The organism is Helicobacter winghamensis ATCC BAA-430 (assembly GCF_028751035.1).
Taxonomy (GTDB): Bacteria; Campylobacterota; Campylobacteria; order Campylobacterales; family Helicobacteraceae; genus Helicobacter_D; species Helicobacter_D winghamensis.
Genome location: NZ_CP063533.1, coordinates 650,530 through 664,569, shown reverse-complemented (window position 1 = coordinate 664,569; position 14,040 = coordinate 650,530). Strand labels below are relative to the sequence as shown.

Genomic DNA, 14,040 nt, shown 5'->3' with positions numbered 1-14,040 from the left:
AAAAATGGAATCTAAGCTTTTAGGAATCAATCTTACAATTGTTATATTTTAAGAAGTAGCAAAAATTTTATTTTGGATTCCAAACCTAGAATCCAAAATAAAGAAAAGCTTAACAGCTATAAGTAGTAATAAATTCAAAAGGATGAGGGCGGGCTTCCCAAGGCCAGATTTCTGTTTCAAATTTATAAGTTTTATAGGCTTGGATAAACTCTTCACTAAACACTCCACCTTCTTTTAAATACGCTCTATCCACCAACATTTCTTCAATAGCGTGTCTGAGTGTGTGTGGAAGCTGCTTAATGCCTTTTTCGCGAATTTCATCTAAATGCAACTCAAAAAGATTAATCTCCATAGGCTCCCCTGGCTCAATCTTGTTTTTAATCCCGTCAATCCCTGCCATAAGAAGCGATGCAAATGCTAAATAAGGATTACTAGAGCTATCAGGGAATCTAAACTCCATTCTCTTTGCCTTTTCTCCACTATTATAAGGAATCCTAATACTTGCACTTCTATTTTGTGCAGAATAAGTCAAAATGCTTGGTGCCTCAAAGCCCGGAATAAGGCGTTTATAAGAGTTTGTACTAGGATTTGTAAAGGCAGCTAACGCCCTTGCATGCTTTAATACACCCCCCAAAAAGTGCAATGCCATTTGACTTAAACCTTGATAAGAATCCCCCGCAAAAAGATTCCTATTATCTTTCCAAATGCTAATATGCACATGCATTCCACTACCATTATCGCCATAAAGAGGCTTTGGCATAAAGGTTGCTGTTTTGCCATTTAAATGCGCTACCATTTTCACAACATATTTAAGCTTTTGAACATTATCCGCAGCTTCAAGCATATCCCCAAACTTCACACCAATTTCACCCTGCCCTTGTGCCACTTCGTGATGCACCACAAAAGTCTCTAAGCCCACTTGCTTTAACACCTTAACCATTTCAGCACGCAAATCCACCATAGAATCTACTGGAGCCACTGGAAAATATCCTCCCTTAGTGCCAGGACGATGCCCAAAATTCACCCCTTCAAATTCCTTGTTGCGATTCCATTCACCCTCTTCTGTATCAAGCTCATAATACTGGCAATTTACAGAATCTTTAATTTTAATAGAATCAAACACAAAAAATTCATTCTCTGGACCAAAATATGCCACATCACCAATTCCAGTTTCTTTAAGATGATTCATAGCACGCTTAATGATAGAGCGCGGACATTTTTCGTAAGGCTCATCTTTATAAATATCCCACACATCACAAAACACGACCACTGTTGTATCCGCAGTGAAAGGATCAATAAAATAGCGCACAGGATCTGGGATTAAGACCATATCAGACTTATCCACAGGCTGCCAAGCAGGAAGTGAACTCCCATCAAAAGGAATCCCTTCAAAACTACTTGCATCAATCACTTCAGCATCAAAAGAAAAATGATGCCAAACACCCTTAATATCCGTAAAACGAAAATCAATAAATTCAACTTCATTTTCTTTGCAATAATTAAAAAACTCTTCTACTGCTTTTCTATCCATTGCCAATCTTTGCATTTTAATTCCTTTAATTAATGATTAATATGATAATTTGGTGCTTCCTTGGTAATCATTACATCATGCACATGTGATTCCCTTAAGCCACTTTGTGTAATCTCCACAAACTCCGCCTTCTCCCAAAGCGTTGGAATATCTTTGGACCCCAAATATCCCATAGATGAGCGCAATCCACCAAGCATTTGATGAACAACATCAGCAATCCTTCCACGATAGGGGACACGCCCTTCAATACCCTCTGGAACAAGTTTTTCTTGCGCTGTTCCTTCTTGAAAATACCGATCTGCACTTCCACGATTCATCGCTCCCAAACTTCCCATTCCGCGATAAGTTTTATATTGTCTTCCTTGGTAAATAATTGTCTCTCCTGGAGATTCTTCCGTACCTGCCAACATACTTCCAATCATAACACTAGAGGCACCCACTGCTAAAGCCTTTGCAATATCTCCAGAATATTTAATACCACCATCAGCAATTACTGGAATTTGGGCTTTTTGACATACTTTTGCAACAGCATCAATTGCAGTAATTTGTGGCACACCAACACCTGCCACTATTCTTGTTGTACAAATACTTCCAGGTCCAATACCCACCTTCACCCCATCAACTCCTGCATCAATTAAGGCTTGCGCACCTTCTCCTGTAGCGACATTTCCCGCAACAATATCAACCACCAAATCTTTTTTAATAGTCTTAATGGTTTCCAAAATCCCTTTGCTATGTCCGTGTGCAGAATCCAAAACCAACACATCAACCCCAGCATCCACAAGTGCCCTTGCTCTCTCATATTGGAATACACCAATTGCAGCCCCAACACGCAAACGCCCAAAATCATCTTTATTGGAATTAGGATACTCAATGCGTTTTTGAATATCTTTAATAGTAATTAATCCTTTTAAGATGCCTTTTTCATTGACGATAGGAAGCTTTTCAATTTTATGCTTATTCATAATATTGCGCGCTTCTTCTAAACTTGTGCCAACTCTCCCTGTAATTAGCGGTGCTTTCGTCATCACATCTTTAACTGGGCGCGTTAAATCTGTCTCAAAGCGCATATCACGATTTGTTAGTATTCCAATTAAACTTCCATGCTCATCAACTACTGGCACACCTGAAATTTTATAATTATCTGTAATCTCTTTTGCGTCAGCAAGTGTGGAGTTAGGAGAAATATAGATAGGATCAATAATCACTCCGCTCTCGCTTTTTTTTACCTTTTTAATGAGTGCAACCTGTGTTAGAATATCCATATTTTTATGGATAATTCCAATTCCTCCAAGCCTTGCCATTGCAATTGCTGTGCGCTCTTCTGTAACTGTATCCATTGCCGCAGAAACAAGAGGGGCATTTAAGGTGATATTGCGTGAAAATTTCGTTTGCAAAGAGACTTCTTTAGGTAAAATCTCAGAATATGCAGGAACCAATAAAACATCTTCAAAGGTTAATGCGCGCGCTCTAATCTTCATAAAAACTCCTTATTTTAATGTATTTTCTAAATGCAATGCAATATCCAAAAGCGTTTGTTCATCAAAAGCCTTTCCAATAAACTGCATTCCAATAGGCAAGCCCTCATCACTATCCACAGGCAAAGAGATTGCAGGTAACCCAGCTAAATTTACACCAATAGTATAAATATCTTCTAAATACATTTGCAAAGGTGTTTTACACGCTTCAAAACTAAAAGCAACGCTTGGCGCAACAGGGGATAAAATCACATCACAATCCTGCAAAATCTCTTCATATTGCCTTGCAATTAGCGTGCGCACCTTTTGTGCTTTAATATAATACGCATCATAATATCCACTACTTAAGACAAAAGAGCCAAGCAAGATCCTGCGCTTCACCTCATCGCCAAAGCCTTGGGATCGTGTTTTAAGATATAATTCTTTAAGATTACTTAAATTCTCTGCTCTTTTTCCATAGCGCACCCCATCAAAACGCGCTAGATTTGAGCTTGCTTCAGCCGTACAAATCACATAATATGCAGCAATCATATAGCTAGTATCTAGCATTTGCTTTTCAAAAATTGTATGTCCATTTTGACTTAGAATATCTATGGTTTTTTGATAAGCATTTTGAATACTAGAATCTGCATTCTTTAAAAACTCTGGCAAGATTGCAATTTTTAACTTACGCTTAGCATTTAAATCTTCAAAAGTGCTTGGCGATTCTAAATTTGCGCTTGTGGAATCCATCCTATCATAACCTGCAATTGCATCAAAAAGCAATGCACAATCACTCACATTTTGCGTAATTGGTCCAATTTGATCCAAGCTTGAACTATACGCCACAAGCCCATAACGACTAACCCTACCATAAGTTGGCTTTAGCCCCACACAACCACAAAAACTAGCAGGTTGTCTAATGCTCCCACCAGTGTCGCTTCCAAGTGCCGCAAGTGCAATTCCACCTGCTACTGCCGCTGCACTTCCACCACTACTTCCACCCGGAACTCTCTCTTTATTTCTAGGATTTAAAGTTTTACCATAGCAACTACTAGCCGTTGTGCTACCCATCGCAAATTCGTCCATATTTGTGCGTCCAAAAGGAGCGAAGCCCTTATGTTTTAAATTTTCAATCACACTTGCATTATAAGGGGCAATATAACCTTCTAAAATCTTACTCCCACAAGTAATCTCCCATCCTTTAACATTAATATTGTCTTTAATAGCAATAGGAATAAGATCTGTATCAGCATCTTCTAATGCTCCTACATAAGCGTTTAAATCACTTGCTTTAATCTTTTCTTTGAGTGTGTTCTTTAAAGCCTGGATGCCATCTTTATCAAGCTTTAGTGCTTCTTGTAGTGTTGGAATAGACATAAAAACTCCAAAATGTTAAAAATTTGCGAATTATAAAGAAGTTTTGTTAATAGAAGGGTTAAAAATTCTGTGTTTTTATAAAATTTTATGCAAAAGTGCAAAGTTGGAATCGTATTTTGGATTCCAACTTTTAAGATTTCATTTAAGTCTTTGGACCAATCATTTTACTAGGATCAATCCACTTTTTATAATCCTCTTCACTCACCAACTCTAACTCTAATGCGCTTTCTTTTAAAGAAATTCCTTTTTTATGGGCATTTTTAGCAATTTTTGCGGCATTTTCATAGCCGATATGTGGATTAAGCGCAGTTACAAGCATTAAAGAATGGTGCAAGTTGTAATCAATTTTTTCTAACTCCGGCTCAATCCCTTCAGCACAATGGATATTAAAGGAATGCATTGCATCAGCAAGCAAATCTAGGCTTTGCAAGAAGTTATAAATAATCACTGGTTTAAACACATTAAGCTCAAAATTTCCTTGACTTGCAGCAATTCCAATCGCTGTATCATTCCCCATAACCTGCACAGCAACCATAGTTAGCGCTTCACATTGTGTGGGATTAACTTTTCCGGGCATAATGGAGCTTCCAGGTTCATTTTCTGGAATTCTAAGCTCTCCTAATCCACATCTAGGACCGCTTGCAAGCCATCTAATATCATTTGCAATTTTCATTAAATTTGCCGCCAAGCCTTTCATTGCTCCGTGTGTGAAAGTAATCGCATCGTGGCTAGTTAATGCGTGAAATTTATTAGGGCTTGATACAAACTCAATACCTAGCATTTTTGTTAGCTCTGCGCTTACCTTTTCGCTAAGTTGTGGATGCGCATTTAATCCTGTTCCTACCGCTGTTCCACCAATGGCTAACTCTCTTAGTGTAGGCAAACTTGCTAGAATTTGCTCTTTGGAATGCTCTAGCATAGAATGATACCCACTAAATTCCTGCCCTAAAGTCAAAGGTGTAGCATCCTGCAAATGAGTGCGTCCAATCTTAATAATCTCCTTAAAATCCTGCGCTTTTTTACCTAGTGTTGTGCTTAAACACTCAAGCGAAGGGATTAGCTTTTGTAGCACTTGCTCCACTGCTACAATACTCATTGCCGTTGGGAATGTATCATTAGAGCTTTGCGACATATTTACATGATCGTTTGGATGGACAAATTTTTCTTTTCTAAAGTCATAACCTGCAATCTCTGTGGCGCGGTTTGCAATCACTTCATTCATATTCATATTGCTTTGTGTGCCAGAACCTGTTTGCCAAATTGCAAGCGGAAAATTCTCATCAAATTTACCCGCTACTATTTCATCACATGCCTGAACAATCGCATTTTTACGCACTTCATCAAGCTTTCCTAAATTATGATTAACAATAGCTAAAGATTTTTTAAGGTTTGCAAAGGCATAAATTAGCACTTTTGGCATTTTTTCTATCCCAATTTTGAAATTTTCAAAACTCCGCTCTGTTTGCGCCCCCCAATACTTATCATCTGGAACTTTCACTTCGCCCATCGTATCACGCTCAATCCTAAATTTTTGCTCCATAGCTCAATCCTTTCTTTAAAAATTTTAAGATATAAAAATCTAGCCTAAAATTCTATAATATTTACTTAAGCAAAAACGCTATCCTAAAAATAAAATTACTCTAATGATTTTCCATACTTGCAGCAACAACTGCAATAGCAAACCCTGCATCATGCGAGATAGAAAGACTTAAATCTTGCACTTTAAAATAAGCAAGCTTTTCTGGAGTGAGCTGCAACAAAGGCGCACCTTTATTGCTTTTTGAAAGCAAAATATCGTGGAATCCTAATTCCTTTCCAATTCCACATTTTAAAGCCTTTGCGCAAGCTTCTTTAGCTGCCCAAAAGCCAGCAATGCTTTGGGGAGTCTTTACAAGAGAAATCTCAAATTCACTTAAAAAACGCCTAAGCCCTTGTGTCTGATATCTCTTGACAAACATTTCTATGCGTTTTATGCTAACAATATCAACCCCAACACATAACATAACTATTGCACAACAAATTCTGTAAAAAACATATTAACTACTCTACCATCTACCAAAAATTCATTAATGCGTTCCATCATCTCTTCTTTAAGTTTTTGTTTCCCTTTGGCGGTTTGCACTTCTTCAAATGTCTTAGAGCTAAGGATTGTAATTACTGTATCACGCAATACATCACGCTTTATATCAAGTTCGGCTTGCATTTCTGGAATACTAAGTTCTAATGCAATAGAAGTCTTCAAATAACGCTTCCCACCTCCTGAAGCAAGCAAATTTACAATAAACTGATCCAACGGATACATTGGACCAACACTCAAAAGACTACTATTTGGATTTGCTGTACTTCCCTTATTTGCTGCACTTTGTTGTGTTTGTGGTGCTACTCCTGCTTGTTCTGACTCATTTCCACCACTAAAAATTAAGATTCCAACAACAATAAAAATAATCAACAACAACGCAACCACACCAATGATGATAAATAAAATCATTTTATTCTGTTTTAAACCTTCTAGCTTTGAAGGTTTTTTTTCTTCTTCAGCCATACATTACTCCTTTTGTAAATTAAATGCATATTATACTTAGTTTTTCAAATAACTTCCAAGCCATTTTAACGCATTAGGATAGCGCAAAAAAAGCTCTGCTACATTTGCGTCATCAATATGCCCATCAATATCAATAAAAAAGCAATAGTTAAAATCACTTCCAGAAACGGGGCGTGATTGAATCGAAGTCATATTAATGTTTAAATCCTTAATATCATAAAGCAAATGGTATAATGCCCCAGGACGATCAGTATTTGCAAGATTTGCATACAAGGAAGTTTTATCCCTACCACAACGCTGATTTTTAAAATTACTTACAATAATAAAGCGCGTTTTATTATGCGAATTATCTTCAATATTCCCAAAAAGCACTGGAACATTATACAACTTTGCAGCAATATGTGAACAAATAGCAGCGCATTTGGGATTCTCTGCTGCAAGTTGTGCAGCTCTAGCCGTAGAATCCACAGGAATTCTTTGGATATGATCTAAAGAATGCTCACTCAAAAAGCTAGAACACTGCCCAAACGCAATATCTTTAGAATAAATCACTTCAATCTCTTTAACGCTTTGCGCTATACTTGCAAAACAATGATGAATGGGCATATAAATTTCTGCAACGATTTTCAACTCTGTATCTTTAAGCAAATCCAGTGTTTCTCCAACCGCCCCATTTTGATTATTTTCAATAGGAATCACAGCATAACTTGCGCGACGATTCTCCACGCTTTTAATTGCTTGTGTGATTGTATTGTGCGAAAAATACTCACACATTGCCCCAAAGCGACTCTCCGCTGCTTGGTGCGTATAACTTCCAAGAGGTCCAAGATAAGCTACTCTCTCTGGCAACTCAAGATTACGACTCACCGCAAAAATCTCTAAATAAATCGCTTCAATAGCAGACTTATCAAGCAATAAAGACTTCTTAGAATTCAATCTATCAATAATTTCTTTTTCGCGTTCTGGACGATAAATAGGCGCATTGCTCTGCATTTTTGCTTTACCAATGCGCTTAACAATCTCCATTCTTTTTTCTAAGAGTTCTAAAATACTATCATCAATCCCATCAATCTCTGTCCTAAAATGCTGTAAATTCACAATTGCCCCCTATAAATACTCTTTTTCCAATGCGATTAAATCTTCAAAACTCTCTCTTTTGCGCACCAAGCGGATTTTTCCATTTTCAACCACCACTTCTGCACATCTAGGACGCGTATTATAATTACTTGCCATACTAAAGCCATATGCTCCAGCACTTAAAACTGCTAAAATATCTCCTCGCTCACAATGTGGCAACACAATGTTTTTACCCAAATAATCACCACTCTCACAAATAGGACCTGCCACTTCAGCTTCCCCTTTAGATTCCATATTTTTAAGAGCTAAAATTTGATGGTAAGCAGCATAAAGACTAGGACGGATTAAATCATTCATAGCTCCGTCTACTATAACAAATCGCTTGCCTTGATTTTCCTTTTGATACAACACTTTCGTTAAAAATACCCCACTATTTCCTACTATAAATCTGCCCGGCTCACAAACAATTGTTACATCAAGTCCGCGCAACTCTGCTAAAATTGCTTGCGCATAATCATAGGGGCTAATTGTACTTTCATCACTATAAGTAATTCCAATTCCCCCACCAATATCAAAAAACTTAATATCAATCTTTAATGCTAGCAAACTTTGTGTAAGCTGTGCGATTTTTTGCGCAGATTCTGCAATAGGCTTTAGCTTTGTTAGTTGGCTACCGATATGAAAATGGATTCCAATAGGCTCTAAAAACTCGGCATTATGCGCATGCAAATACATTCCCTTTGCTTCTTCAATACTAACGCCAAATTTGTTTTCTTTTAATCCTGTTGAGATATAAGGATGTGTTTGGGGATCAATATCAGGATTAACGCGAATTGAAATTCTAGCAGAGATTCCCAGCTCTCTAGCACAAGCCTCCACGCGTAGCATCTCTTCTTTGCTCTCCACATTAATAAACAAAATTCCAAGGCTAATAGCTTCTTTAATCTCAAAATCCTGCTTTCCCACACCGCTATAAATAATCTTATACTTTGGAATTCCAGCCATTACTGCACGCTTAATCTCTCCTAAAGACACGCAATCTGCCCCACTTTCTAAACTAGCAAGCTTTTTAATCACGCTTAAATTGGAATTTGCCTTTAACGCATAGCACACCAATGCTTTTCTGCCAGCAAAAGCCTGCTTTAACGCATTAAAACGCGCTTCAATTCTCTCTAAATCATATACATACAAAGGCGTGCCAAACTGCTCTGCTGCACTCTGCAATAACTCTTTTCTCAAATTTCCACTAAGCTGCGGAATATTAAACACATTTTCCATTTTCACTCTTTAAAAACAAATTTCAACCATTGTAGTAAAAAAGCCTTAAAAATCAAATCTCTTTAATGTTTAATATGGCTTAAAAAATACTGCAACCGCTCGCTTTTTGGCATATCAAAAAACTCTCTAGGTGGAGAATCTTCTAAAATATTCCCTCCTTCCATAAACAAAACACGCGTAGCAACTTCCCTTGCAAAGCCCATTTCGTGTGTTACACAAACCATACTCATTCCCTCATTTGCCACACTTTTCATTAACTCCAAAACACCTCCTACCATTTCTGGATCTAATGCACTCGTTGGCTCATCAAAAAGCATCACTTCAGGTTTCATCGCCAAAGCCCTTGCAATCGCAATTCTTTGTTTTTGTCCACCACTCAAACGCACAGGATATTCATGCGCCTTATCATATAAACCTACACGCGCCAAAAGCGCTAGAGCTAACTCTTTTGCTTCATTTTGCGTGGCACGCTTTAACTGCACAGGAGCAAGCGTAATGTTTTCTAAAACGCTCAAATTATTAAATAAATTGAAATGCTGAAACACCATTCCCATTTTAGCGCGCGCTAAATTTATATCAATATGATGCTTTTTATCATATTCTAAAATCTCCTTTTTTAACGCCCTACCCTTAAGACTTACAAGCTCTGGATACAATTCAATACTTAAATTAGAAATCCTTTTGTTATCTAACCATATCTCTCCGCTATCTGGAATCTCCAAAAGATTTAAACAGCGCAAAAAAGTGCTTTTTCCACTCCCGCTAGGACCTACAATTACAACCTTCTCTCCACGCTTAAATTCCACATTTAAACCATTAAGCACGACTTTTTCTTGTTTAGCTACTTTTGTGTAATCATAATATTTTTTAACAAGATTTTTAACGCTTATCACTTCTTCTTAACTTCCCTTCGTATTTTTTCACAATAAAGCTTGCCAATATTACAAGCACCAAATAACAAACCGCTAAAAAGAAATACGGAATCATATATTCATAACTTGCACTTCCAATCGTTTTAAACGCATAGGTTAAATCATGCACTGTTACATAATTTGCCACTGAAGTCTCTTTAAGCAAAGTAATAAATTCATTGCCTAAATTTGGAAGTGCATTTTTAAGGGCTTGTGGAAATACAACAAAGCGCATACTCTGTTTAGAATTAAGTCCTAAAGCCCTTGCTGCTTCATTTTGCCCACTATCCACGCTTAAAATTCCACCACGGATAATCTCACTCACATATGCGCCACTATTTAAGCCAAAAATCACCACTGCCACAAGTAATGCACTACTACCTGCAAGTCCAAAAAGTGGCAAAATCACAAAGTAAATAAAAAGCAATTGCACAACAATAGGTGTCCCCCGAAAGAATCCAACATACAATCTGCCAATAAAAACTAATACACGTTCAAATGCGCTCTTTTCATCTTTTGTTAGTAGAATTGCTAATAAAGTTCCAATGATAATGCCTATTAACAATCCACAAACAGCCAATACAATAGTAACCCAAATCCCTTCTAAAACAAGCGCATAGCCACCTTTTATGATAAGCTGATTGTAAAAAACTTCTAATTTATCCATTATTTAATAAAAGCTTTATTTGAAATATTTTTGCATAATAGATTCCAAAGTGCCATCTTTCTCCATTGCTTCTAATGCGCCATTAATGGAATCCAAAAGCTCTTTATTGCCCTTTTTAACTGCGACTCCATATTGTTCTTGCGTTAAAGTTATCGGTAAAACTTCCGTGCCTGCATTTGCCTTAGAAATAAGTTTTGCTGGAGCTTCATCTAAAATTACAAGATCTACCTGCCCATTTACCAAAGCACTAATGGCAAGAGAACCATTTACAAAACTCTTAACCTCCGCATTAGGAAACCCTACAAATCCCCAATCTTTATCCCCTTTGGCAAAAAATGCACCTGTTGTGCTTGTCTGCACACCAATTTTAATGCCATTTTTCTTAGAAATTGCGTCAATTAATGCTTCTGCATTATTTTTAACTGCCTTAAGTTCGGCATTTTCACTTTTAATAACTACCACTTGATTAGCATTATAATAAGGCTTTGTAAAATCAGCCACCTTTAAACGCGTTTCATTAATTGTCAAACCACTTGCTGCAAAATCTGCATTCCCACTACTCACAGCACTCATCACAGAGTCAAACTCCATATCTTTAATTTCAAGTTCTTTACCTAAACGCTTTGCAATCTCTTTGGATATATCCATATCCACACCCTTATATTCCGAACCCTCTTTAAATTCAAAAGGCGGAAACTCTGCTGCTGTTGCTACGACTAACTTTTCATCTTCTTTACAACCACTCAACCCAAAACTTATAAAAGTCGCTAAAACGCTAGATAATATTAAACGATACACGCAAATCTCCTTGCAAGAAAAATAAGCAAGGATTATAGCAAAATCCCAAGCATTTTTGTAAATACTATAAAATCTTTAGTGATTGAAATAAAAGTTGTTATGCAGAAAAATATGGAATCCAAATTAGATTCCATATTTTATATTAGATTTTTTTCTTATTAGCATCCTCTAAAATTGCCTTGGCAATCTCAGAAACATTTTGAGAAATATCAGAGCTTGTGTTTGCAATCCCTACATTTTCTTGCGTTACAGTTTCCAAATTTGAAATCGCCTCATTAATCTGTGTAATACCTGCGGTTTGTTCTCTAATAGATTCTGCCATATCATTAATGCTTTGCACCAACAAATTCGCATTTGCCTCAATCTCTCCAAGAGATTTTCCTGTGCGTTCAGCTAGTTTTCTTACTTCATCTGCTACAACTGCAAAGCCTCTGCCGTGCTCACCTGCTCTTGCTGCTTCAATAGCGGCATTTAATGCTAGCAAGTTTGTTTGATCTGCAATATCTCTAATAATTCCGATTACATTTTTAATATCCTCAGTCTGCTGGATAACTTCTTGTGTTCTACCACTTACATTATGCATTGATGAAGTGATTTCTTCTACCGCTGCTGCTGTTTGTTGCAAAGATGAAGCTTGAGAGTTAGAAGACTGCGTTAGCGAATTTACCGCACTTTCAAGCTTGCTACTTTGCTCATTTAGAGAGTTTGCAAATTCTAAAGAAGTTCTAAGCATTTTGCGAATTTCTTCACCCAAAGTATTTGTTACTATCTCCACACGCCCTTGTGCATTGGCTACTTGCGTGCTAAAATCAAGCGCAACAAAGCTATCAAAGACACGATTTAATTCTGGTAAATCTCTACCAATTGCGCTAGACAACAATCTCAATAAATCATTTACCACATCGCGCAAATGGTTAAGTTGTGGATTTACACCATCTAAGTCAATAATGGAATCCGCATAACCATCTTTTGCTCTTTGAATCACCTTAACAGATTGTTCAACAAGAGCTTCATCTTTTTGTAGCCCATTTTTTGTTTGTTCAATATTTGCGTTGATTGCCTGAGCCATTGTTCCAATCTCATCTTGACTTTTTATCTCAAGTGCTTTAGGGGCAACTTTACTTTCATGATTAAGATATTTAAAAAATTCAATTAAGGTTAATTTAATTGTATTTAAAGGATTTGTAAAATAGCGTATAATAAACAAAATCACAACCGCACCGATGATAATCATAACAACTGCTAAGATAATTGTCTCCATTAAACTCTTATTAACCGCTGCTGTATAATCACTCTTATCTGCCGTAGCAACAATTGTCCAGCCAAAAGGAAATTGCTTATAATATCCAAGCTTATCAATAACTTGTCCATTTCTTAAGGTTAAGTTATAGTCAATCTCACCCTCTTTTTTTGCATTGGCTTGGAGATCTTGCTTGAGTGCAGTTTCAACATCTTTAGATAAACCACTTTTTACAAACTCCATATCTTCGTGGGAAAAAATCGCCCCATTGCTATCTGTGATAAATACGCTCATAGAAGGAAGTTCTGGATTTTTAAATGCTTCAAAACGCGCTTGAAACTGATCGACTTGAATATCCATTCCAACGACACCGACAAACTTCCCATTCTTTATAATAGGCATAGTTGCAGTAGCAAAAGAATCTCCTTTATATTTTCCCACTTCGCTAACATACACAGGAGTAATAATCCCGGCATTTGCCTGTTTTGTTTGGATATACCAAGGGCGTTGGCGCAAATCTACATTCCCTACATCATCCCACTCTGAAGAAAAATTTGTCTCCCCCTCACTATTATAATCTTGCAAAATTGCTTTTCCATCTTCTTCATAAACAATAAACATTAAAGGATATTTTACTAAGGCTGAAGCAGTATCTAAAATAATGCGCTGCTGCACAATATTATCTTTATTGATTCTTGAAAGATCTCTTGCAAGCACACGCAAATGTTCTTGCGCCTCTTCACCCATAGTAATATAAATACTCTTATAAGCAGACTCTAGCGTTTGTTTTTGGATTCCACGATAAAGCTCCTGCACATCTCCTGAAGTGTTTTGAAAGTTAAATGCACTAATAACCATAATAATAATGGCAAAGATAGCAACTGCACTTGCAGTTAATTTACCGCCTAATGAGCGTAGCATATTCTTCTCCTTTTTATGCTTTAATATAGTAGCGGGATTGTATTGCTTAAATGATTTATATTGAATTAGATTTTTACTATTAAACTAAAATTTCAGCTTTCTTTAAATCTAGCACAACATTGAAACTCTAGCAGATAAAATTCTTTATATTCTTGCTTCTTTTTAAGTTTTTTATTGTATTATTAAATGCTTTACTAAGAAAGAGTTTAGCAATTTTTGCAAATGCTCTTTAACGCTA

At 36.8% G+C, this 14,040-nt stretch carries 12 protein-coding genes; all 12 read right to left on the bottom strand.

The features are described from left to right. Positions 1-109: 109 nt before the first annotated feature. The 12 genes from glnA to IP358_RS03385 all read right to left on the bottom strand — a co-directional run bounded on the left by glnA (position 110) and on the right by IP358_RS03385 (position 13,802). Positions 110-1,546, bottom strand: a complete 1,437-nt coding sequence (gene glnA, locus IP358_RS03440; RefSeq protein WP_006803231.1) for a type I glutamate--ammonia ligase — start codon at positions 1,544-1,546, stop codon at positions 110-112. A 14-nt stretch (positions 1,547-1,560) separates the two neighbouring features. Beyond that, on the bottom strand, positions 1,561-3,012 hold the full coding sequence (gene guaB, locus IP358_RS03435; RefSeq protein ID WP_006803232.1) for an IMP dehydrogenase: 1,452 nt from the start codon (positions 3,010-3,012) through the stop codon (positions 1,561-1,563). Between the two features lie 9 nt (positions 3,013-3,021). Next, the gene (gene gatA / locus IP358_RS03430; protein ID WP_040498875.1) at positions 3,022-4,362 is read right to left on the bottom strand and encodes an Asp-tRNA(Asn)/Glu-tRNA(Gln) amidotransferase subunit GatA; all 1,341 of its coding nucleotides are present in this window, start codon (positions 4,360-4,362) and stop codon (positions 3,022-3,024) included. Between the two features lie 148 nt (positions 4,363-4,510). Further along, a complete protein-coding gene (gene fumC, locus IP358_RS03425) occupies positions 4,511-5,908 on the bottom strand; it encodes a class II fumarate hydratase (protein WP_006803234.1) in 1,398 nt (465 codons plus the stop codon). Between the two features lie 100 nt (positions 5,909-6,008). Then, positions 6,009-6,371, bottom strand: coding sequence for a holo-ACP synthase (gene acpS, locus IP358_RS03420; RefSeq protein ID WP_006803235.1), 363 nt, complete (start codon positions 6,369-6,371; stop codon positions 6,009-6,011). A 2-nt stretch (positions 6,372-6,373) separates the two neighbouring features. Further along, on the bottom strand, positions 6,374-6,910 hold the full coding sequence (gene fliL / locus IP358_RS03415) for a flagellar basal body-associated protein FliL (RefSeq protein WP_006803236.1): 537 nt from the start codon (positions 6,908-6,910) through the stop codon (positions 6,374-6,376). A 36-nt stretch (positions 6,911-6,946) separates the two neighbouring features. Beyond that, positions 6,947-8,008, bottom strand: coding sequence for a prephenate dehydratase (gene pheA / locus IP358_RS03410; protein ID WP_006803237.1), 1,062 nt, complete (start codon positions 8,006-8,008; stop codon positions 6,947-6,949). Positions 8,009-8,017: 9 nt separating this feature from the next. Then, positions 8,018-9,265, bottom strand: a complete 1,248-nt coding sequence (gene lysA / locus IP358_RS03405) for a diaminopimelate decarboxylase (protein ID WP_006803238.1) — start codon at positions 9,263-9,265, stop codon at positions 8,018-8,020. 62 nt (positions 9,266-9,327) lie between these two features. Further along, on the bottom strand, positions 9,328-10,158 hold the full coding sequence (locus IP358_RS03400; protein ID WP_006803240.1) for an amino acid ABC transporter ATP-binding protein: 831 nt from the start codon (positions 10,156-10,158) through the stop codon (positions 9,328-9,330). Continuing rightward, on the bottom strand, positions 10,145-10,843 hold the full coding sequence (locus IP358_RS03395) for an amino acid ABC transporter permease (protein ID WP_006803241.1): 699 nt from the start codon (positions 10,841-10,843) through the stop codon (positions 10,145-10,147). Before IP358_RS03395 ends, IP358_RS03400 begins: the two co-directional genes overlap by 14 nt. A 15-nt stretch (positions 10,844-10,858) precedes the next feature. Then, entirely contained in the window at positions 10,859-11,641 is a 783-nt protein-coding gene (locus IP358_RS03390) for a transporter substrate-binding domain-containing protein (protein ID WP_006803242.1), read from the bottom strand. Between the two features lie 142 nt (positions 11,642-11,783). Continuing rightward, positions 11,784-13,802 carry a methyl-accepting chemotaxis protein gene (locus IP358_RS03385; protein ID WP_006803243.1) on the bottom strand — a complete coding sequence of 673 codons (2,019 nt, stop codon included), beginning with the start codon at positions 13,800-13,802 and terminating at the stop codon, positions 11,784-11,786. Between the last annotated feature and the right edge of the window lie 238 nt (positions 13,803-14,040).